We start from the raw sequence: 22,574 nt of genomic DNA, 5'->3' as shown, positions 1-22,574 counted from the left end.
ATGAACCTGTCCCCCCTCAATCGCCGCCGGTTCGAGCGTTTCAAGGCCAACAAGCGTGGCTGGTGGTCGCTGTGGCTGTTCCTGATCCTCTTTGTACTGAGCCTGGGCGCGGAGTTGATCGCCAACGACAAGCCACTGGCCGTGCACTTTGACGGTGACTGGTACTTCCCGGCGCTCAAGCGCTACCCGGAAACCGCCTTTGGCGGCGAATTCCCGCTGGAGGCCAACTACAAGAGCCCGTACATCCAGGAACTGCTCAAGGCCAAGGACGCCTGGACGCTGTGGGCGCCGATCCCGTTCAGCTACCAGAGCATCAACTACGACCTGAAAGTGCCGGCGCCCGCCCCGCCCTCCTCGGTCAACCTGCTGGGCACCGACGACCAGGGCCGCGATGTACTGGCGCGCGTGATCTACGGGTTCCGCGTGTCGGTGCTGTTCGCCCTGACCCTCACCGTGCTCAGCTCGATCATCGGCGTGATCGCCGGCGCCTTGCAGGGGTTCTACGGTGGCTGGGTCGACCTCGCCGGGCAGCGTTTTCTGGAGATCTGGTCCGGCTTGCCGGTGCTGTACCTGTTGATCATCCTCGCCAGTTTTGTGCAGCCCAACTTCTGGTGGCTGCTGGGGATCATGCTGCTGTTTTCGTGGATGAGCCTGGTCGATGTGGTGCGCGCCGAATTCCTGCGCGGGCGCAACCTCGAATACGTGCGCGCAGCCCGCGCGCTGGGCATGCAGAACGGCGCGATCATGTTCCGGCACATCCTGCCCAATGCCATGGTCTCGACCATGACCTTCATGCCGTTCATCCTCACCGGCGCCATCGGCACCCTCACCGCGCTGGATTTTCTCGGCTTCGGCCTGCCAGCCGGCTCGCCGTCACTGGGCGAACTGGTGGCCCAGGGCAAATCCAACCTGCAAGCGCCGTGGCTGGGCATCAGTGCCTTTGCCGTGCTGGCGATCATGTTGAGTTTGCTGGTGTTTATCGGCGAGTCCGCTCGCGATGCCTTCGACCCGAGGAAATGAGATGAATCAGGACAATCTGATCGAAGTCCGCGACCTCTGTGTCGAGTTCGTCACCGGCGACCATCACCACCGGGTGGTCAATAAGGTCAATTTCGATATCAAACGCGGCGAAACCCTCGCCCTGGTCGGCGAAAGCGGCTCGGGCAAATCGGTCACCGCCCACTCGATCCTGCGCCTGCTGCCCTACCCGCTGGCCCGCCACCCGGCCGGCACCATCACCTATTCCGGGCAAGACCTGCTGACGCTCAAAGAAAAAACCATCCGGCATATTCGCGGCAACCGTATTGCGATGATCTTCCAGGAGCCGATGACCTCGTTGAACCCGCTGCATTCGATTGAAAAGCAGATCAACGAAGTGCTCGGCCTGCACAAGGGGCTCACTGGCAAGGTCGCCACCCGGCGCACCCTGGAATTGCTTGAGCTGGTGGGCATTCCCGAGCCGCACAAGCGCCTCAAGGCCTTGCCTCACGAGCTGTCCGGCGGCCAGCGGCAGCGGGTGATGATCGCGATGGCCCTGGCCAACGAGCCGGAGTTGTTGATCGCGGATGAACCGACCACGGCCCTCGACGTGACGGTGCAGTTGAAGATTTTGGAGTTGCTCAAGGAGTTGCAGGCGCGCCTTGGCATGGCGTTGTTGCTGATCAGCCATGACTTGAACCTGGTGCGGCGCATCGCCCACCGCGTGTGCGTGATGCAGAAGGGTTGCATCGTCGAGCAGGCTGACTGCGAGACGCTGTTCCAGTCGCCCCAGCATCCTTACACCCAGGAGTTGCTGGCGGCGGAACCCAGTGGTGGGCCGGCGGCCAATGAAGTCGGGCCGCCCTTGCTGGAGGTTGATGACCTGAAGGTGTGGTTTCCGATCAAAAAAGGTTTTTTGCGTAACACCGTGGATTACGTCAAGGCGGTGGACGGTATCAATTTCAGCCTGCCTCAGGGTCAGACCCTGGGCATTGTCGGTGAGAGCGGCTCGGGCAAATCCACCTTGGGCCTGGCAATTCTGCGTTTGATCGCCAGCAAAGGCGGGATTCGTTTTGAGGGCCAGCAGTTGGACCGGCTGACTCAGCAGCAGGTGCGCCCGTTGCGGCGGGAAATGCAGGTGGTGTTTCAGGACCCGTTTGGCAGCTTGAGCCCGAGGATGAGCGTCAGCGAGATTGTTGGCGAGGGGTTGCGGATTCACAAGATGGGCACGGCTGTTGAGCAGGAGGCCGCGATTATCGCGGCGCTGCGTGAGGTTGGGCTGGATCCGGAGTCGCGGCACCGTTATCCGCATGAGTTTTCCGGGGGGCAGCGGCAGCGGATTGCCATTGCCCGTGCGCTGGTGCTCAAGCCGCGCCTGATTTTGCTGGATGAGCCGACCTCGGCGCTGGACCGTACGGTGCAGCGGCAGGTGGTGGAGTTGTTGCGCAGTTTGCAGGCCAAGTACAACCTCACCTATCTGTTTATCAGCCATGATTTGGCGGTGGTGAAGGCCTTGAGTCACCAGTTGATGGTGGTCAAGCATGGGCAGGTGGTGGAACAGGGGGAGGCTTCGGCGATTTTTGCTGAGCCGCAGCATGTTTATACGCGGCAGTTGTTGGAGGCGGCGTTTTTGGTGCCTGCTGGGGTCTCGGGGTGACGGGGTGTATATCCGTTACTGGGTGATGGCTGAGGTTGGTTTCGCCCTTACGGCGAGTCACTTTTGAAAAGAGCCCAAAAGTAACCAAAAGGCTCTTGCCCCACCACTCGGCACCTCGCTTAGGCTCGGTGTGCCCTCACGCAGGCATTACTCCGCGGGCCGCCGCGACGGGGCGTCCCTGCCCCGTCGCGGCTAAACCGGCGTCCTGCCGGTTTACCCGCTCCGTACTACCTGCGTTCGGCCAGCGTGGTTTAACGGGGCGCCTAAAATCAAAATCAAAAGCAGAGCACAGCGGCCTAGTAGCCGACCTGAGTGGTTAGATCAAAAGCGGAAGCGAGGCGGCCTGACAGCCGACCTGATCCTTGAAACTCAACCCAATTCAATGTGGGAGCTGGCTTGCCTGCGATGGCATCTACTGGGTTTCACTGATAGACCGAGGTACCTGCATCGCAGGCAAGCCAGCTCCCACAGAAAAGCAAAGCGGTGCGGTGCGGTGGTGGAGGTTGAACTCGGTCAACTTGTGGGAGCGGGCTTGCTCGCGAAGGCGCTGGGTCAGTGACATATGAGCTAACTGACCCACCGCATTCGCGAGCAAGCCCGCTCCCACCTTTGGATCTCTGTGCATCAGGTAGATGGGTGTCGGTTGTACTCGGTCAAAGGTGGGAGCTGGCTTGCCTGCGATGGCATCTACTGGGTTTCACTGATAGACCGAGGTGCCTGCATCGCAGGCAAGCCAGCTCCCACAGAAAAGCAAAGCGGTGCGGTGCTGGCGGGCTGCACTCGCTCCCACATTTGGAGCTCAGTGCATCAGGTAGAGGTGTGTTGATCTACTGTTGCCCTGCTTTTGCTTCTACCACTCAGGTCGGCTTTCAGGCCGCCGTGCTTTGCTTTTGATCTTGCTTCTGATCTGACAGGCCCCGTCAACCACGCTGGCCGAACGCAGGCTTGAATCCGTGGGTAACCCGGCAGGACGCCGGGTTAGCCGCGTTGGGCCATGGATGGCCCGTCGCGGCGGCCCACGGATTCAAGCCGGAGTGAGGGAATGCCGAGCCTAGGCGAGGCACCGAGTGGTGGGGCAAAGACCTTTTGGTTACTTTTGGGGCGTTTGCCAAAAGTGACCCGCTGTAAGAGCGGAACCCTAAGTGGCCGTTACCGCAGCAACGGATATGCCCCCAACCCAAACCCAAACCCGACCGAACCCAAACCCAACGGAACTTTGCCAACAAATAACCGCCTGAATCCGGTACGCTCACCCTTTTTAATTCAAGGAGTTACTCCCCATGGCCAAAGCCACCGCCCGTCACATCCTCGTGTCCACTGAAGACAAGTGCAACGAACTCAAGGCCCAAATCGAAGGCGGCGCCGATTTCGCAGAAATCGCCAAAGCCAACTCCAGCTGCCCGTCCAGCCGCGACGGCGGCAACCTCGGTTCGTTCGGCCCAGGCCAGATGGTCAAAGAATTCGACACCGTCGTCTTCAGCGCCCCGGTCAACACCGTGCAAGGCCCGGTCAAGACCCAGTTCGGCTACCACCTGCTGGAAGTCACCAGCCGCCAGGACTGATCCAGTCTGTGCTGATGCTATAAACAACGGCCCGCCTTTTGGTGGGCCGTTGTGCATGTGATGACTGGCAAGGCTTAAGTCGATAACGTACACATCTCTATTCTTCTTCACCCGGCGCTCAAGGCTGACAATGCGATTGGCTTTTTCCATAAAACTCTGCAGCTCCGCCCTGGCCCTGCTGCTGGCCAGCACCGCTGTGATCGCGGCCCCGCAGACCTACCTCACGGTCTACGGCGAACCGGCCAAGTACCCCGCCGGCTTCAGCCATTTCGACTACGCCAACCCCAACGCGCCCAAAGGCGGCAGCCTGCGGCGCTCGGCGATCGAGATCGGGCGTTTTGATCATGTGCTGCCGTACATCGACAAAGGCATTGGCGTCTCTCAGGTCGACGGCTGGCTCTACGCCCCGCTGGCCCAGCGCTCCCTGGATGAGCCCTACACCGTCTACGGCCTGGTCGCCGAGAAGATGGAACGCGCCGACGACGGCCTGTCCCTGCGCTTCTACCTGAACCCCAAGGCGCGCTTCGCCGACGGCACGCCAATCACCGCCGAAGACGTGCGTTACAGCTTCGATCTATTGATGACCCAAGGCAGCCTGCGCTTTCGCACCCTGTTCGCCGACGTCAAGCACGTCGAAGTCGAAGGCGAGCGCCAGGTGCGCTTCGATTTTTCCAGCAATGAAAACCGCACCCTGCCGCTGGATATCGCCACCTTGCCGGTGTTTCCCGAGCACTGGTGGAAAACCCGCGACTTCGCCAACGGCGGCGGCTACGAAGCCCCGCTCGGCAGCGGCCCGTACAAGGTCAGCAAGATCGACTCCGGCAGCACCATCACCTTCACCCGCGACCCGGACTGGTGGGGCAAGGACTTGCCCGTCAGCCGTGGCCTGTACAACTTCGATCACCTGAGCCTGGAGTACTTCGGCGATACCGAAGTGGCCCGTCAGGTGCTGCGCGGCGGTGCCTACGACTTCAATCGTGAGTTCTCCGCCACCGGCTATTCCATCGGCTACAACGGCCCGGCGCTGGACGACGGCCGCCTGCAACGCGCGCACCTGGCCAAAGAGATGCCACAACCGGCCCAGGGCTATGTGTTCAACGTGCAAAAGCCGATGTTCAAGGATCGCCGCGTGCGCCAGGCCCTGGCGATGCTGTGGGATTTTGAATGGGCCAACCGGCAGATGATGCGCAACCTGTACATTCGCCAGCAGAGCTATTTTTCCAACAGCCCGCTGGCCGCCAGCCAGCTGCCAACCCAGGAAGAGCTGGCCATTCTTGAACCGCTGCGCGATCAAGTGCCCGCTGAGGTGTTCACCCAGGTGTTCAAGGCGCCGGTCACCGACGGCAGCGGCATGATTCGCGACAAACAGTTGCAAGCCCTGGCGCTGCTGGAAGCGGCGGGCTGGAAACCCAAGGGTGACAAGCTGGTCAACGCCGACGGCGAGCCGCTGGAGTTCACCTTCCTCAATGCCCAGCCCGGCCTGGAACGCCTGCTGTTGCCGTACAAGCGCAACCTGGCGCAGATCGGCATCACCCTGAATATCCGCCGCATCGACTCCTCGCAGTATGTGAACCGCATGATGGCCCGTGATTACGACATGATCGTCGTGGGCTTCCCGGTCACCACCTCGCCGGGCCTGGAGCTGTACAACTACTTCGGCTCGCAGGCGGCTTACGATCCCGGCGCCAATAACTACATGGTGCTCAAAGACCCGGCCGTCGACACGCTGATCAGCGGCCTGGTCAAGGCCACGACCCAGGCGCAGATGCTCACCTACGCCCATGCCCTGGACCGTGTGCTGCAATGGAATTACCTGTGGATTCCCAACTACTACCCGCCCGGCACCTCGGCCGCGTGGTGGAACCGCTTCGGCCGTCCGGCGATCGAGGCCAAGAACGACGAAGCCCTGGAAACCTGGTGGGAAATCAGCCCCACGCCACTGACCAATGAACAAATGAACGCCGAGTTGAAAAAACGTGGAGGGACCCGCTGATGTTTGCCTATATCGTGCGGCGCCTGCTGCTGATCATTCCGACGCTGGTGATCATCCTGCTGGTCAACTTCGTCATCGTGCAGGCCGCACCGGGCGGCCCGGTTGAACAGGCCATCGCGCATTTGCAAGGAATTGGCGGCGGCGGCATCGGCGGCGGTTCCGGCGAAAGTATCAGCGGCTCCCGCGCCAGCCGCGGCCTGGACCCGAAACTGATCAAGGACATCGAAAAACAATACGGCTTCGACAAGCCCGCCCCCGAACGCCTGTGGCTGATGCTCAAGAACTACGCGCAGTTGGACTTCGGCAACAGCTTCTTTCGCGGCTCGACGGTGATCGACCTGATCCTGGAAAAAATGCCGGTGACGATTTCCCTCGGCCTGTGGGCCACGTTGATCACCTACCTGGTGTCGATTCCCTTGGGAATTCGCAAGGCGGTGCGCCACGGCAGCAGTTTTGACGTGTGGAGCAGCACCGCCATCGTCATCGGTTACGCAATGCCGGCGTTCCTGTTTGCGATGTTCCTGATTGTGGTGTTTGCCGGCGGTACGTCGCTGAACTGGTTCCCGGTGCGTGGGCTGGTCTCGGAGAATTTCGACGAGCTGAGCACCGTGGGCAAGATTGCCGATTACTTCTGGCACCTGGTGCTGCCGGTCACCGCGCTGGTGATCGGCGGGTTCGCCACGCTGACCATCCTGACCAAAAACTCTTTCTTGAATGAAATTACCCGCCAATACGTGGTCACTGCCCGCGCCAAGGGTTTAAGCGAACGGCGCGTGCTCTACGGCCACGTATTTCGCAACGCCATGCTGCTGGTGATCTCGGGGATTCCCCAGGCGTTCATCAGCGTGTTTTTCGCAGGCTCCCTGCTGATCGAGGTGATTTTCTCCCTCGACGGCCTGGGCCGCATGAGCTATGAAGCCGCCGTGTCCCGTGACTACCCGGTGGTGTTCGGCTCGCTGTTTATCTTCACCCTGTTTGGCCTCTTGATAAAACTCATCGGTGACCTCTGCTACACCCTGGTGGACCCGCGTATCGACTTCGCCGCGAGGAACGCCTGATGCTTAATCTGTCTCCGGTGGCGCGTCGGCGTTTCGAGCGCTTCAAGAAAAACCGTCGCGGCTGGTGGTCGCTGTGGCTGTTTATCGGCCTGTTTATCCTGACCCTGGGCGGCGAGCTGATTGCCAACGACAAGCCCTTGGTGCTGAGCTTCAAAAACGAGCTGTATTTCCCGGTGTTCAAGCGTTACACCGAGCAGCAGTTCGGCGGGCAACTGCCGTTCCAGGCCGACTACCGCAGTGACTACGTGCAAAAGCTGATCAAGCAGGACGGCGGCTGGATGCTGTTCCCGCCGATCCCGTTCAGCGATGACACGCCCAATTACGAACTGAGCCGCCCTGCCCCCAGCCCGCCCTCGGCAGTGAACTGGCTGGGCACCGATGATCAGTCCCGCGATGTGCTGGCGCGGGTGATCTTTGGCGCGCGCGTGTCGATCCTGTTCGCGCTGGCGCTCACCGCCATCAGCGCCGCCATCGGCATTGCCGCCGGCGCTTTGCAGGGTTATTACGGCGGCTGGGTGGACTTGCTGGGCCAGCGCGTTCTGGAAGTCTGGTCCGGGCTGCCGGTGTTGTACCTGCTGATCATCCTGTCAGGGTTTGTCGAGCCGAATTTCTGGTGGCTACTGGGGATCATGGCGCTGTTTTCCTGGCTGGCACTGGTGGACGTGGTGCGCGCCGAGTTCCTGCGCGGGCGCAACCTGGAATACGTCAAGGCCGCACGCGCCCTGGGCCTGGGCGATGGCAAGATCATTGGCCGGCATATCCTGCCCAATGCCATGACCGCCACCTTGAGCTACCTGCCGTTTATTTTGACCGGGGCGATTTCCACCTTGAGCGCCCTGGATTTCCTCGGGTTCGGCATGCCGGCAGGCAGCGCGTCGCTGGGCGAACTGATCGCCCAGGGCAAGCAGAACCTGCAGGCGCCCTGGCTAGGCCTGACGGCGTTTTTCACCTTGGCGCTGATCCTGTCGTTGCTGGTCTTTATCGGCGAGGCATTGCGTGATGCCTTCGACCCCCGCTCATGAGTGACTGCCTATGAACCTCATTGAAATCCGCGACCTCAGTGTCGCCTTCAGCGGCCAGACCGTGGTGCGCAACCTGTGCCTGGACGTGCGCCAGGGCGAATGCCTGGCGCTGGTCGGCGAGTCGGGCTCGGGCAAGTCGGTGACGGCGCATTCGATCCTGCAACTGCTGCCCGAAGCCGGCACGCACACCACGGGCTCGGTGAAGTATCGCGGCCAGGAACTGATCGGCGCCTCTGCCGCCACGTTGCAGAAGCTGCGCGGCAACCGCATTGCGATGATCTTCCAGGAGCCGATGACCTCGCTCAACCCGCTGCACAGCATTGAAAAACAGATCGGCGAAACCCTGCTGCTGCACAAGGGCCTGGGTGGCAAGGCGGCGCAGGCGCGCATCCTTGAATTGCTCGAGCTGGTGGGTATCCAAAAGCCCAGGGAGCGCCTCAAGGCCTATCCGCATCAGCTCTCCGGCGGCCAGCGCCAGCGCGTCATGATCGCCATGGCCCTGGCGTGTGAGCCGGAACTGTTGATCGCCGATGAACCGACCACCGCGCTGGACGTGACCGTGCAGCGCAAGATCCTGCTGCTGCTCAAATCCTTGCAACAACGCCTGGGCATGTCGCTGCTGCTGATCAGCCATGACCTCAACCTGGTGCGCAGCATTGCCCAGCGCGTGTGCGTGATGCGCGCCGGTGAGATTGTCGAGCAGGCCGACTGCCAGACGCTGTTCAACGCACCGCAACACCCGTACAGCCGCCTGTTGCTGGATGCCGAGCCGGCCGGCGATGCGCTGTGCAGTGATGAGCGTGAAACGGTGTTGCAGGTCGATGACCTGACGGTGCAGTTCCCCCTCAGCGGCGGGCTGTTTCGGCGCAAGACCTACCTGCGCGCAGTAGACGGCATCAGCCTCAGCGTGCAGCGCGGCAAGACCCTGGGGATTGTCGGCGAGTCTGGCTCGGGCAAATCGACCCTGGGCCAGGCGATCCTGCGCCTGCTCGATTCCACCGGCAGCATACGCTTCCAGGGTGAAGCGCTCGACCCGCTGAATAATCAGCAAATGCGCCCGTGGCGCAAGCAGATGCAGGTGGTGTTCCAGGACCCTTACGGCAGCCTCAGCCCACGCATGTCGGTGCAGCAGATCATCAGCGAAGGCCTGGAAGTGCATGCGCCGTGCAGCCTGGCCGAGCGCGATGCGCAAGTGGTGCAGGTGCTCAAGGACGTGGGCCTCGACCCCGCCAGCCGCCACCGCTACCCCCACGAGTTTTCCGGTGGGCAGCGCCAACGCATCGCCATCGCCCGCGCGCTGGTGCTCAAGCCGGCTCTGATGCTGCTGGACGAACCGACCTCGGCGCTGGACCGCACGGTGCAAAAACAGGTGGTGGCGTTGCTGCGTGAGTTGCAGGAGAAATACGGCCTGACCTACCTGTTTATCAGCCATGACCTGGCCGTGGTGCGTGCCATGGCCCATGACATGATTGTGGTCAAGGACGGCAAGGTGGTGGAGCGTGGCGCGAGCCATGTGGTGTTCGACGCGCCGCAACATCCTTACACCAAAGAGCTGCTGGCGGCGGCGCACATTCCCTTGTAGGAGCACTCTCTCCCCTGTGGGAGCGGGCTTGCCCGCGAAGGCGGTGTGTCAGCCAATACCTGCGGCACTGATACACCGCTTTCGCGAGCAAGCCCGCTCCCACAGGATTGCGACTCCACCCTCCATTTGTGTTGACGGCATAAATATGAACATCAGCCACAGCCTCAAGGACTACCAACAGGTTCGCGGCCTGGCCATCCAGTCGCTGTTCGAAATCATCGAGCAGTCCAGCGAAGGCACGGTGATTGTCGATCGCGACGCCAATATCGTGTGGATGAACGAGCGCTACGCCAAGCGTTTCGGGCTCAAGAGCGCCGACGAAGCCATCGGCCAACCCTGCGAGCAGGTGATTTCCAACAGCCTGCTGCGCCAGGTGGTGCGCAATGACCAGCCGATTTTGCTGGACATCCAGGACACGCCCAAAGGCCCGCTGGTGGTGATGCGCCTGCCCATTCACGATGATGCCGGCGCGGTGATCGGCGCGATTGGCTTTGCGCTGTTCGATGAGTTGCGCAACCTCTCGCCGCTGATCGAGCGTTACCTGAGCATGCAGCAGGAGCTGGCGTCCACCCGCTCGCTGCTGCGCTCGCGGCAGAGCAAATACAACTTCGCGCACTTTATCGGCACCAGCGCGGCCAGCCTGGACGTCAAACGCCGGGCGCGGCGCAGTGCGAATGCGCAGTCGCCGGTGTTGCTGCTGGGTGAAACCGGCACCGGCAAAGAACTGCTGGCCCAGGCGATTCATGGCGCCTCGCCGCGTGCCCACAAAGCTTTTGTCAGCATCAACAGCGCGGCGATTCCCGCGGACCTGCTTGAAGCCGAATTCTTCGGCACTGCGCCGGGTGCCTTTACCGGGGCCGACCGCAAAGGCCGTCCCGGCAAACTGCAGATTGCCCAGGGCGGCACGCTGTTTCTCGACGAGATCGGCGACATGCCCCTGCCGCTGCAAAGCAAACTGCTGCGGGTATTGCAGGAAAAGGAATACGAGCCGGTAGGTTCCAACGAAATGCTGCACAGCGATGTGCGGGTGATTGCAGCCACGTCCATGGACCTGGAAGCGGCAATCAAGCGCGGCGAGTTTCGCGCGGATTTGTATTACCGGCTGAATGTGTTGCCGATCCAGGTGCCGCCGTTGCGCGAACGCCTGGATGACATCCCGGCGTTGAGCGAGGCGATTCTGGAGGAGCTGCGCAGCCAGCATGAACTGGACCGCGAGGCACTCGCGTTGCTGGCGCAGCATGCGTGGCCGGGGAATATCCGCGAACTGCGCAATGTGCTGGAGCGGTCGGCCCTGCTGAGCGATGACCTGGTGTTGGATGCTGAGGAGATTCGTGCGGCGATTGGCACGTTCAGCCCGGTGGCGCGTGGCGCCGTAGAGACCGTTCAAGGCGAGACGTTCGCAGCGGCGCGGGAGCGGTTTGATCGGCAGGTGATTGAGGCCGCGTTGGTGGCGTGTGAAGGCAACGTCGTGGAGGCAGCCAAGCGGTTGGGGCTGGGCCGGTCGACGCTGTACAAGAAGATGGTGGCGCTGGATATTGCCTAGTCTCAAAAAAGAGACAAAATTCCAAGTTTGTAGACATCCTAATGTGGGAGCTGGCTTGCCTGCGATAGCGTCGGTTCAGCCACAGGTGTGCTGGCTGGAAGGCCGCCATCGCAGGCAAGCCAGCTCCCACATTCAATCTTCGCTTGTCTCCAAATAGAGATAAAACTGCGAAGCACAGTTTAAAAGAAAAATAATATTCTTATATTTCAGCAAGTTGCGCAGTTGGCACACATCTCGCTATAGCCCCTCTCCAACGCCTCACCCCACAAAAATAACAATTCGATCTGGAGACACACCATGAGTGTGATCATTGCCCTGGCAGCCCTCGCGCTGCTGATGCTGGCGGCCTACCGTGGCTACAGCGTGATCCTGTTTGCCCCCATTGCCGCCCTTGGCGCCGTACTGCTCACCGACCCGTCCGCTGTCGCCCCTGCGTTTACCGGGGTGTTCATGGAGAAAATGGTCGGTTTCATCAAACTGTATTTCCCGGTGTTCCTGCTCGGCGCGGTGTTCGGCAAGCTGATCGAGCTGTCGGGCTTTTCGCGTTCGATTGTGGCCGCCGCCATCCGTTTGCTCGGCACGCGCCAGGCGATGCTGGTGATTGTGCTGGTCTGCGCCCTGCTCACCTACGGCGGCGTGTCGCTGTTTGTGGTGGTGTTTGCGGTGTACCCGTTTGCGGCGGAGATGTTTCGCCAGAGCAATATCCCCAAGCGCCTGATCCCCGCGACCATCGCCCTCGGCGCGTTCTCGTTCACCATGGACGCCCTGCCCGGCACGCCGCAAATCCAGAACATCATCCCCAGCACCTTCTTCAACACCACCGCCTGGGCCGCGCCGTGGCTGGGCCTGATCGGCACGGTGTTCGTGTTCTGCACTGGCATGCTCTACCTGGCGCGCCAGCGCAACAAGGCCCAGCGCGCCGGCGAAGGCTATGGCACCGAGCTGCGCAACGAGCCGGAAACGGCCGACAACCTGGCGCTGCCCAACCCGTGGATCGCGCTGTCGCCGCTGCTGCTGGTGGGTGTGATGAACCTGCTGTTCACCCACTGGATCCCGCAGTGGTACGGCAAGACCCACAGCCTCAGCCTGCCGGGCATGAGCGCGCCGGTGACCACTGAGATCGCCAAGCTGACGGCGATCTGGGCGGTGCAGGCGGCGTTGCTGGTGGGCATCGTCATGGTGTTGGTGTGCGGCTGGTCGGCGATCAAAAGCAAGCTCGCCGAAGGCAGCAAAAGCGCGGTCAGCGGCGCGCTGCTGGCGGCGATGAACACCGCGTCGGAATACGGTTTTGGCGCGGTGATCGCCTCGTTGCCGGGCTTTCTGGTGCTGGCGGACTGGCTCAAGGGCATCCCCAACCCGCTGGTCAACGAGGCGATCACCGTAACCCTGCTGGCCGGCATCACCGGTTCTGCGTCCGGGGGCATGAGCATCGCCCTGGCGGCGATGTCCGAGAGCTTTATTTCGGCGGCCCATGCGGCCAATATCCCCCTTGAAGTGCTGCACCGGGTCGCGGCCATGGCCAGCGGCGGCATGGACACCCTGCCCCACAACGGCGCGGTGATCACGCTGCTGGCGGTGACCGGGCTGACTCACCGCGAAGCCTACAAAGACATTTTCGGCATCACGATCATCAAGACCCTAGCGGTGTTCGTGGTGATCGGTACTTTCTACGCCACCGGCATTGTGTGAGGTTTTCATGACGACATTGAACGGCAAGACCGCCCTGGTTACCGGCTCCACCAGCGGCATCGGTTTGGGCATTGCGCTGAGCCTGGCAGAGGCCGGCGCCAACCTGATCCTCAACGGTTTTGGCGACGCCAGCGCGGTGATTGCTCAGGTGCAGGCATTTGGCGGCAAGGTCGGCCATCACCCGGCGGACGTCAGCGACCCGGCGCAGATCGCCGACATGATCGCCTACGCCGAGCGTGAATTCGGCGGCGTGGACATTCTGGTCAACAACGCCGGCATTCAGCATGTGTCGGCGGTGGAGGACTTCCCGGTCGAGCGTTGGGACTCGATTATCGCGATCAACCTGTCGTCGGTGTTCCACAGCACCCGCTTGAGCTTGCCGGGCATGAAAGCCAAGGGTTGGGGGCGCATCGTCAACATTGCCTCGGTGCATGGCCTGGTCGGCTCGGTGGGCAAGGCGGCCTATGTGGCGGCCAAGCACGGCGTGATCGGCCTGACCAAGGTGGTGGGCCTGGAGACCGCCACCAGCAACGTCACCTGCAACGCCATCTGCCCGGGCTGGGTGCTGACCCCGTTGGTGCAACAGCAGATTGATGACCGCGCAGCCAAAGGCGTAGACCCACAGCAGGCGCAGCACGACTTGCTCGCGGAGAAACAGCCATCGCTGGCGTTTGTGACGCCGCCGCAGCTGGGTGAGTTGGTGCTGTTCTTGTGCAGTGAGGCGGGTGCGCAGGTGCGCGGTGCCGCGTGGAATATCGATGGCGGCTGGCTGGCCCAATAAAAACAGACGCTGACGATCGAACGTGGGAGCTGGCAAGCCAGCTCCCACAGTTTCGACCTGTGTTGGCTGCAAGATTTGTACAAGAACAAGAGACTTCCTCATGTCCGAAATCCTCTGGCAACCCTCCCCCGAGCGCATCCGCAACACGCGGATGGACCAGTTCCGGCGCTTCATCAACCAGCGCCACAGCCTGCAGCTGGCCGACTACCCTGCCCTGCACCAGTGGAGCATCGACCAGCGTGCCGACTTCTGGCAGGCCATCGTCGCGTTCTTCGACGTGCAGTTTCGCAGCCCGCCCACCGCGGCGCTGATCGAAGGCACTCAGATGCCCAGCGCCCAGTGGTTTCCCGGCGCCACCCTGAACTTTGCCGAACACCTGCTGCGCCGTCGCGATGATCACCCCGCGGTGGTCGCGATCAGCGAGGACGGCCAACGCGAACAGCTGACCTACGCCGAATTGGCCGAGCACGTCGCCGGCCTGCAACACAGCCTGCGCGCAGCCGGTGTCGGCGTGGGCGACCGCGTCGCTGCGTGCATGCCCAACACCTGGCAAACCCTGGTGGGCATGCTCGCCACCACCAGCCTCGGCGCGATCTGGTCTTGCTCCTCGCCGGACTTCGGCACCCAGGGCGTGATCGACCGTTTTGGCCAGATCGAACCCAAAGTGCTGATCACCTGCGCGGGTTATCGTTACGCCGGCAAGGGCATCGACCAAACGGCCAAACTGAATGAGATCCTCGCGCGCCTGCCGTCCCTCGAACAGTTGATTATCGTGCCTTACGCGCGGCCTCAAGCGCGCGTCGCGGACTATCAGACCCAGGCCAAAGTCGCGCTGTGGGACGACTTCTACACCCCCGGCGGCGAGCCTGAATTTGTCGCGGTGCCGTTCGCTCACCCGCTGTACATCCTCTATTCCAGCGGCACCACCGGCGTGCCCAAATGCATCATCCACGGCACCGGCGGTGTGCTGCTCACCCACCTCAAGGAACACGGCCTGCACGCCGACCTGTCGCGCGAGGATTGCCTGTTCTACTACACCACCTGCGGCTGGATGATGTGGAACTGGCTGGTGTCGGTGCTGGCCCTCGGCGCCACGGCGGTGCTGTACGACGGCTCACCGTTTCACCCCGGACCGGAACGCTTGATCGACCTGATCGACGCCGAAAAAATCAGTGTGTTTGGCACCAGCCCCAAATTCCTCGCCACCCTGGAAAAAGCCGGCGTGCAGCCGCGCCGGAGCCACTCGCTGAACAGCCTCAAAGGCCTGATTTCGACGGGCTCGCCGCTGTCGCCGCAGAGCTACGACTACGTTTACCGCCAGATCAAGGCCGAGCTGTGCCTGTCGTCGATGTCCGGCGGCACCGATATCGTCTCCTGCTTTGTGATCGGCAACCCGGTGCTGCCGGTGCGTCGCGGGCAGATGCAGTGCAAGAGCCTGGCGATGGCCATCGAAGTGTGGGACGAGCAGGGCAAAGCGGTGATCGGCGAAAAAGGCGAACTGGTGTGCACCCGGCACTTTCCCGCCATGCCGATTGGCCTGTGGAATGACCCGCAGCAGCACAAACTGCGCGCCTCGTACTTCAGCCAGTTTCCCGGCGTGTGGGCCCAGGGCGACTACGCCGAGCAATGCCCGACTGGCAGCTGGCTGATTCACGGTCGCTCCGACGCGGTGCTCAACCCCGGTGGCGTGCGCATTGGCACGGCGGAAATTTACCGCCAGGTGGAAAAAGTCCCGCAGGTGCTGGAAAGCCTGGCCATCGGCCAACGCTGGCAGGATGACGTGCGCGTGGTGCTGTTTGTGCGCCTTACTGACGGTATCGAGCTGGATGAGGCCCTGGAGCAGCAGATTCGCCAGGTGATTCGCGCCAACACCACACCGCGTCACGTGCCGGCGAAGATCCTCACCGTCACCGATATTCCGCGCACCATCAGCGGCAAGATTGTCGAGTTGGCGGTGCGCAATGTGGTGCACGGTGAGCCGGTGAAGAACACCGACGCCCTGGCGAATCCGCAAGCGCTGGAGCAGTTTCGCCAGCGCCCTGAGCTGGCCGAATGATGAAAGGTTTCAGCGCAAAAGCACTCAATTGAAGACAAAGCCCCAATGCATGCTATTTTTCGAGGGGTAGTCAGCCGCTCCCGTCTCGCGGGATAATCGGCTTTTGTTGTACTTCAAAGTGTCAGGTGTAGGGCTTTTTCATGAATGGAACATCCACCGGTAGCGAAGCCGCTGCATTGATTGCGCGGCTGGACTGGGCGCAAAGCCCCCTCGGTGAGGCCAACGACTGGCCGCAAAGTCTACGCACAGCGGTCGACATCGTGGTCCACTCACCGATGCCAATGCTGCTGCTGTGGGGCCCCCTGCTCACGCAGCTTTACAACGACGGCTTTGCGCGGCTTGCGGGCAACAAGCACCCCGGCGCGTTGGGCCAGCCGGCGCATGAGACCTGGCCGGAGCTGGCCAGCTTCACCGCGCCAGTCTACGACGCCGTGCTGAGCGGCCAGGTGCGCACGTTCAGCGAGCAACGCTTTGTACTGCAACGCAACCACCGCGATACCGAGATCTGGCTCGACCTGACCTACAGCCCGGTCCGCGATGAAAGCGGGACCGTCGCCGGTATCCTGGTCACCGCCATCGAAACCAACGAACGGCGCAGCAAAGCCCTCGAGCTGCAGCAGCGCTCCGAAGACAGCCTCAAGGCCCAGCACAGCACCGAGCAACGCCTGCAACTGGCGCTGGCGGCGACCGATGCGGTCGGCACCTGGGACTGGGACATCGGCGAAGACCGCTTTATCGCCGATGCCCATTTCGCCTACCTGCACGGCGTCGACCCGAGTGACGCCGGCCTGCTGCCCATCAGCGACTACCTGCAAGGCGTACACCCCGAAGACCGCGGCACGGTGGCGCGCAGCATCAAGCATTGCATCACCTTCGGCACCGAGTACGCCGAGGAATACCGCCTGCTGCAAGCCGACGGCCAGGTGCGCTGGGTGTTCGCGCGCGGGCGCTGTTACAAGGATCATCAAGGCCGCCCGGCACGCTTTTTAGGCGCAGCATTGGACCTGACCGAACGCAAACACACCGAGCAGGCCCTGCGTCAAAGCCAGACCGAGCTGCAGTTGATCATCAACGCCATGCCGGTGCTGATCGGTTACGTCGACCACGAACAGCGTTTTCGCCTGAACAACAGCGCCTACCTCGACTGGTACGGCATGACGCCCCAGGAGTTGTACGGCAAGAGCATCCGCGAAGTGCTCGGCGATGAGGTGTATGCCGGGCGCGAAGACAAGATCGAGGCCGCGCTCAAGGGCAAGGCGTGCAGCTTCATGACCGTGACGCCCCACCACGACGGCCGGCCGCGCCATGCACTGATGAAGTACTTGCCGCGCTTCAGCAATGACGGCTCGGTGAATGGCTTTTACATCTTCGTGATCGACGAGACCGAGCGCAAACTCACCGAAGAGGCCCTGCGCCACCTCAACGAGAACCTCGAAGAACGCGTGGCCCAGCGCACCCAGGCGCTGGCCGAGGCCAACCAGCGCCTGCAAAACGAGATGTTCGAACGCGAGCGCGCCGAAGACGCGCTGCGCCATGCGCAGAAGATGGAAGCGGTGGGTCAACTGACCGGCGGCATCGCCCATGACTTCAACAACATGCTCACCGGGATTATCGGCAGCCTGGACCTGATGCAGCGCTACATCGCCGCCGGGCGCAGCGATGAGATCGGCCGGTTTACGGACGCGGCGGTCTCCTCCGCTCACCGTGCGGCCGCCCTCACCCACCGGCTGCTGGCGTTCTCCCGGCGCCAGTCGCTCGACCGCCGCCCGCTGGACCCGAACACGCTGGTGGCGTCGCTGGAAGACTTGTTCCGCCGCACCAAAGGCGCGCATATCTCACTCAAGGTGCAGCTGGGCAAGGACATCTGGCCGGTGAATACCGATGCCAGCCAGTTGGAAAACGCCCTGCTGAACCTGGTAATCAACGCGCGCGATGCAATGCCCGACGGCGGCGAACTGGTGATTGAAACCGCCAACAGCTACCTGGACGGCACCGACATCACTACCCTCGAACCGGTCAAGGCCGGCGACTACGTGATGCTCGGCGTGAGTGACAACGGCAGCGGCATGGCGCCGAAAATTCTGGCCAAGGCCTTCGATCCGTTCTTCACCACCAAGCCTATCGGCCAGGGCACTGGCCTGGGGCTGTCGATGATCTACGGGTTCGCCCAGCAATCGGGGGGCCACGTGACCATTCAAAGCGAACCCGGCCAGGGCACCTGCGTGCGCCTGTACCTGCCGCGCCTGTATGGCACCGCGCTGGAAAGCAACCTGCCGCAGCACCTGAGTGAAGCGCCGCTGGCACTGGCCGGTGAAGCGGTGGTCGTCGTCGAGGATGACCCCGCGGTGCGCATGCTGGTGGTCAATGTGCTGGCTGAACTGGGCTACACCGCCCACCAGGCGGCGGATTCACGCACGGCGCTGCCGCTGCTGGAGTCGGATTTGCGCGTGGACCTGCTGGTGACCGACGTCGGCCTGCCGGGCATGAACGGCCGCCAACTGGCAGAAATCGCCCGCCAGCACCGGCCCGGCCTGCGCGTGTTGTTCATGACCGGTTACGCCGAAAAAGCCGCCGAGCGCCAGGGCTTCCTGGAAGACGGCATGGACATGGTGGCCAAGCCGTTCTCGGTTGAGCTGCTGGCGACCAAAATCCGCAGCATGATCAGCGTCGATGAATGAGTTCAGGCATAATCGCGCGCCCTTACGTTTGACCGTTGCCAGGTAACAACATGAAAGCCCAAGCCCGTCACATCCTGGTGAAAACCAGTGAAGAAGCCGAACAGCTCAAGCAGCGTATCGCCAAGGGCGAAGCGTTTGATGTGCTGGCCAAGAAATACTCGACCTGCCCCTCCGGCAAGCGCGGCGGTGATTTGGGTGAAGTGCGGCCAGGGCAGATGGTCGGGGCGATTGACGCGGTGATTTTCAAGAAGCCGGTGAAGGTGGTTCATGGGCCGATCAAGAGCAAGTTTGGCTATCACCTGGTGCAGGTGTTTTACCGCGACTGATAGAGATACCGCCGGTTTTTTTGTGGCGAGCGGGCTTGCCCCGCGTTGGAGTGCGTAGCGCTCCCGTTTTTTTTGGGGCTGCTGCGCAGCCCAACGCGGGGCAAGCCCGCTCGCCACAAGGGATCGGCCTAGGCTTTGGGGATCAGTGCACCAGGTACTTGGATAACCCGGCTGGCCAACCGATGCCCAGCCAAGGCCGCCGCCTCCGGCGACTGACCTTTCAGCCGGCTGGCCAGATACGCTGCACTGAACGAATCCCCCGCCGCCGTCGTGTCCACCACCTTCTCGACCTTCAGCGCCGGCACGGCAAAGTGCTCACCCGCACAACGGATCAAACAGTCATCCGCGCCGCGCTTGAGCACCACCTCTGCAATCGCCGGGTACGCCGCAAACACCTGCTCGCTGTCGGCGTACCCAAACAACGCACGCTCGTCGTCCTCGGTCAGCAAGGCAATATCCACCTCGGCCAACACGGCGTGATACGCCGCGCGCGCCGCTTCGACGCTGGCCCATAAACGCGGCCGGTAGTTGTTGTCGAAGACTACCTTGCCACCGCGCTTGCGCGTTTCGATCAAGGTTTGCAGTAACCGCGTACGCCCGATTTCTCCCAGCACCGCCAGGGTAATACCGCTGAAATACACCACGTCATAACCCGGCAAAGCCGCCAGGATCGGCTCGGCGGCCGGTGTGGTGAAGCAGTCGCGCACGGCGGCTTCGTTGCGCCAGTAGAGGAATTTGCGTTCGCCGTTGGCGTCCGTCTGGATGCAGTACAACCCCGGCAACCGCCCGGGCAGGCGTTGCACCATGCCCAGGCCCAGGCCCTCTTCGGCCCACTGCTTGCACATGGCGTCGCTGAAGCTGTCATCGCCCAGGGCGGTGACGTAGTCGACCGTGCCGATGTCGCCCAGCTCGCGGCGCAGGTACACCGCTGCATTCAGGGTGTCGCCGCCGAAGCTTTGTTGGAGGCTGCCATCGGCGCGGTGTTGGAGTTCGATCATGCATTCGCCGATCAGGGCGATGCGCGGTTGTGGGTTCATGCCTTGGTCTCTCGCTGTTCTGGAGGGCCTCTTCGCGGGCAAGCCCGCTCCCACATTCGACCGCATTCCTTCAGTTGAAATGCAATCAAATGTGGGAGCGCGCTTGCCCGCGATAGGCGCGACGCGGTCTAGAAGCAGGTGTGCAGCGACTCGATCACCTGCAACTGCTCATCCACCAGGCAGCCCACTTGCCACTTGTCGAAGGTCAGGCAAGGGTGCGAGGTGCCGAACGAAATGATGTCGCCGATGCGCAACTCAACCCCCGGTGCCACCGTCATGAACGCATGCTGGTCCATCACCGCCGTCACGATGCAGGCGGTGACGTCATCGCCTTCGGCCGGCACAATTCCGGCCCGGTAGCGCTTGAGCGGCACCGGCAAACCGGCGTCGTAGGCCACGTCGCGCTTGCCCAGGGCGATCACCGCAAAGCCTGGCTCGGGCATCGATTGCACGTGCGCCCAGACTTCCAGCGCCGGGCGCAGGCCTTCATTGAGGTCGCTGCGACGGTCGAGCACGCAGCATTGCGCTTGCTTGTAGATACCGTGGTCGTGGGCCACGTAACTGCCCGGGCGCAGCACGCTTAAGAAACGCCCCGCGGCGTTTTGGGTTTCGAAGGACTCGGCGATCAGGTCGTACCAGGCCGAACCCGAGGCGGTAATGATCGGTTTGGGCAGGTCGAAAGAGCCGTTGTTTTGCAGGTCCACCGCCAGGCGCACAAGGCTGGCGGCGAAATCGCGGATGCCGCTGATGGCGTGCTCGCCATGGATCACGCCTTCGTAGCCTTCAATGCCGGTGAGGGCCAGCGCCGGTTGGGCCTTGATCGCCTTGGCCAGCTCGCGCACTTCCTGTTCGCTGCGGCAGCCGCAACGGCCGCCGACCACGCCATACTCGATCATCACGTTCAAACGCAGGCCACGCGCGGCGAAAAACAGCCCCAGGTCGGCGACGTTGTCCGGGTGATCGACCATGCAATGGAAGTCGAAGTCTTTGTCGGCCAGCAGATCGGCAATCAACGCCATGTTCGGCGCGCCGACCAATTGGTTGGCCATCAACACGCGACGCACGCCCCCGGCATAGGCAGCGCGGGTCTGCACCGCATTGGCCAGGGTGATGCCCCAGGCGCCCGCCTCGATCTGGCGCTGAAACAACGCCGGCATCATGCTGGTTTTGCCGTGGGGCGCCAGTTCTGCGCCGCTGTTACTGACGAAGTCCTGCATCCAGCGAATGTTGTGTTCCAGGGCGTCGCGGTGCAGCACCAGGGCCGGCAGGCTGACGTCGCGGACCAGGTAAGCGCCAACGGCGGCGGCGCCTTTTTCAACGGCGTTGAGGGCAGTCATAAACACTCCTATTCGTTGATGCGTCGGGCCAGGTTGTTGGCGCTGTCGATCAACACCCGGCGATAGTCGTTGTAGTTTTTGATCGCGTCGGCCCGTGGGGCAACGATGCACAAGGTTGCGATGCTGATGCCTTGCGCGTCCCGCACCGGGGCGGCGAAGCAATGGGTAAAGGTGTCGGCCACACTGTCGAAAGAGAAGAACCCGTCGAGGGTGGCCTGACGGATCTGCGCCAGAAACGTCTCCAGCGGCAGGCGCTGGCCGTCCGGCAGGATGAAATCGTCGCAGTCGATCAGGTCGATAATCTGCTGGTCGCTCAAGTGCCCAAGCAGCAGGCGCCCGGAAGCAGTCCAGGGGATCGGTGCGTTTTCGCCGATGTCCGACGAGATGCGGAAATGCCGCTCGCCTTCGCGCATCAGCGCCACCGTGTATTTACGCCCGTTGAGCAGGCACATCTGCGCGGTTTCGTGGGTTTGGCTGACGATCTCCTGCAAGGCGTGGTCGGCCTCGCGGGTCAGGTCGAAGTGGCGCAGGTGCGCCTGGCCGAGGAAATACAGTTGACGGCCAAGGTAGACGTGGCCGTCCTTGCCCACGGTTTCCAGGATACGCCGTTCCAGCAACGAGGCGACCAATTCGTAGACGGTGGATTTGGGGCTGCCGATGCCGCTGGCAATATCATTCGGGCGCAGGGGCTGGCCGATCTCCTTGAGAAAATCGAGGATATCGAATGCACGGTCCAGTCCTTTGGCGCGGCGTTTGATGGTGTCTTCGGTCATGGCAGTTCGGTCCGGTCGAAATTCTAGGGTCTGGCAGAGATCCCTTGTGGGAGGGGGCTTGCCCTCTGCCACATTTGATCTTCAGTGGATGTCAAGAGAGGGGCATTTAGCCTTTTTTCTTGTAGGCCACGCAATCAATCTCAACCTTGCAGTCGACCATCATGTTGGCCTGCACACAGGCACGCGCCGGGGCGTGTTCGGGGGTGAAGTATTCACCGAACACCTTGTTGAAACTCCAGAAGTCGCGCGGGTCTTCCAGCCATACGCCAACGCGCACCACGTCTTTCAACTCGTAGCCGGCCTCTTCGAGAATCGCCACCACGTTGCGCATGGTCTGGCGGGTTTGCTCGACGATGCCGCCGTTGATGATTTCACCGTCCACTGCCGGCACTTGGCCCGAGACGTAGAGCCAGCCGTCCGCTTCCACTGCACGTGCGAAAGGACGCGGTTGGCCACCGCCGGCGGTGCTGCCGGTGCCGTAACGAGTAATGCTCATAAAGTT

The 22,574-nt window shown here is 62.3% G+C and carries 17 protein-coding genes; 13 read left to right on the top strand and 4 right to left on the bottom strand.

What is annotated here, in order from left to right; all coding sequences use genetic code 11:
• From ABWL43_RS11945 to ABWL43_RS11885, 13 genes are all read left to right on the top strand, one after another.
• Nucleotides 1-1,020, top strand: coding sequence for an ABC transporter permease (locus ABWL43_RS11945; protein WP_106578708.1), 1,020 nt, complete (start codon nucleotides 1-3; stop codon nucleotides 1,018-1,020).
• Nucleotide 1,021: 1 nt separating this feature from the next.
• Nucleotides 1,022-2,635, top strand: a complete 1,614-nt coding sequence (locus tag ABWL43_RS11940; RefSeq protein WP_404487826.1) for an ABC transporter ATP-binding protein — start codon at nucleotides 1,022-1,024, stop codon at nucleotides 2,633-2,635.
• Between the two features lie 1,280 nt (nucleotides 2,636-3,915).
• Nucleotides 3,916-4,197 (top strand): peptidylprolyl isomerase, encoded by a 282-nt coding sequence (locus ABWL43_RS11935; RefSeq protein WP_010210937.1) that lies wholly within the window; start codon nucleotides 3,916-3,918, stop codon nucleotides 4,195-4,197.
• A 130-nt stretch (nucleotides 4,198-4,327) separates the two neighbouring features.
• Nucleotides 4,328-6,190 (top strand): extracellular solute-binding protein, encoded by a 1,863-nt coding sequence (locus tag ABWL43_RS11930; protein ID WP_145165744.1) that lies wholly within the window; start codon nucleotides 4,328-4,330, stop codon nucleotides 6,188-6,190.
• On the top strand, nucleotides 6,190-7,248 hold the full coding sequence (locus tag ABWL43_RS11925) for a microcin C ABC transporter permease YejB (RefSeq protein ID WP_145165745.1): 1,059 nt from the start codon (nucleotides 6,190-6,192) through the stop codon (nucleotides 7,246-7,248). Before ABWL43_RS11930 ends, ABWL43_RS11925 begins: the two co-directional genes overlap by 1 nt.
• Complete coding sequence (locus ABWL43_RS11920; protein ID WP_242197651.1) at nucleotides 7,248-8,270, top strand: ABC transporter permease; 1,023 nt, start codon at nucleotides 7,248-7,250, stop codon at nucleotides 8,268-8,270. The genes ABWL43_RS11925 and ABWL43_RS11920 overlap by 1 nt, the downstream gene beginning before the upstream one ends.
• A 10-nt stretch (nucleotides 8,271-8,280) precedes the next feature.
• Nucleotides 8,281-9,852, top strand: coding sequence for an ABC transporter ATP-binding protein (locus ABWL43_RS11915; RefSeq protein WP_404487824.1), 1,572 nt, complete (start codon nucleotides 8,281-8,283; stop codon nucleotides 9,850-9,852).
• 145 nt (nucleotides 9,853-9,997) lie between these two features.
• Entirely contained in the window at nucleotides 9,998-11,395 is a 1,398-nt protein-coding gene (locus ABWL43_RS11910) for a sigma-54 interaction domain-containing protein (RefSeq protein WP_404487822.1), read from the top strand.
• Between the two features lie 297 nt (nucleotides 11,396-11,692).
• Nucleotides 11,693-13,084 carry a GntP family permease gene (locus tag ABWL43_RS11905; RefSeq protein WP_145165749.1) on the top strand — a complete coding sequence of 464 codons (1,392 nt, stop codon included), beginning with the start codon at nucleotides 11,693-11,695 and terminating at the stop codon, nucleotides 13,082-13,084.
• A gap of 7 nt (nucleotides 13,085-13,091) precedes the next feature.
• Nucleotides 13,092-13,865, top strand: coding sequence for a 3-hydroxybutyrate dehydrogenase (locus tag ABWL43_RS11900; protein WP_369303402.1), 774 nt, complete (start codon nucleotides 13,092-13,094; stop codon nucleotides 13,863-13,865).
• A 100-nt stretch (nucleotides 13,866-13,965) separates the two neighbouring features.
• Entirely contained in the window at nucleotides 13,966-15,921 is a 1,956-nt protein-coding gene (locus ABWL43_RS11895) for an acetoacetate--CoA ligase (protein ID WP_404487820.1), read from the top strand.
• A 140-nt stretch (nucleotides 15,922-16,061) separates the two neighbouring features.
• Nucleotides 16,062-18,599 carry a PAS domain-containing protein gene (locus ABWL43_RS11890; RefSeq protein WP_404487819.1) on the top strand — a complete coding sequence of 846 codons (2,538 nt, stop codon included), beginning with the start codon at nucleotides 16,062-16,064 and terminating at the stop codon, nucleotides 18,597-18,599.
• A 50-nt stretch (nucleotides 18,600-18,649) separates the two neighbouring features.
• The gene (locus ABWL43_RS11885; protein ID WP_003174397.1) at nucleotides 18,650-18,925 is read left to right on the top strand and encodes a peptidylprolyl isomerase; all 276 of its coding nucleotides are present in this window, start codon (nucleotides 18,650-18,652) and stop codon (nucleotides 18,923-18,925) included.
• Between the two features lie 128 nt (nucleotides 18,926-19,053).
• Here the strand turns inward: ABWL43_RS11885 and ABWL43_RS11880 are convergent, their stop codons facing one another.
• From ABWL43_RS11880 to ABWL43_RS11865, 4 genes are all read right to left on the bottom strand, one after another.
• A complete protein-coding gene (locus ABWL43_RS11880; RefSeq protein WP_404487816.1) occupies nucleotides 19,054-19,962 on the bottom strand; it encodes a sugar kinase in 909 nt (302 codons plus the stop codon).
• A 128-nt stretch (nucleotides 19,963-20,090) separates the two neighbouring features.
• Nucleotides 20,091-21,299: an amino acid deaminase gene (locus ABWL43_RS11875; RefSeq protein WP_404487815.1), complete on the bottom strand. Its 1,209-nt coding sequence runs from the start codon at nucleotides 21,297-21,299 to the stop codon at nucleotides 20,091-20,093.
• A gap of 8 nt (nucleotides 21,300-21,307) precedes the next feature.
• A complete protein-coding gene (locus ABWL43_RS11870) occupies nucleotides 21,308-22,072 on the bottom strand; it encodes an IclR family transcriptional regulator (RefSeq protein WP_145165755.1) in 765 nt (254 codons plus the stop codon).
• 106 nt (nucleotides 22,073-22,178) lie between these two features.
• Nucleotides 22,179-22,568 carry a RidA family protein gene (locus tag ABWL43_RS11865; protein WP_078742925.1) on the bottom strand — a complete coding sequence of 130 codons (390 nt, stop codon included), beginning with the start codon at nucleotides 22,566-22,568 and terminating at the stop codon, nucleotides 22,179-22,181.
• Nucleotides 22,569-22,574 lie beyond the last annotated feature (6 nt).

Source organism: Pseudomonas sp. HT11 (assembly GCF_044875395.1).
In the GTDB taxonomy this organism is placed as follows: Bacteria; Pseudomonadota; Gammaproteobacteria; order Pseudomonadales; family Pseudomonadaceae; genus Aquipseudomonas.
Note: the sequence above shows the minus strand (reverse complement) of the source record. Positions and strands in the feature narration are given on the sequence as shown.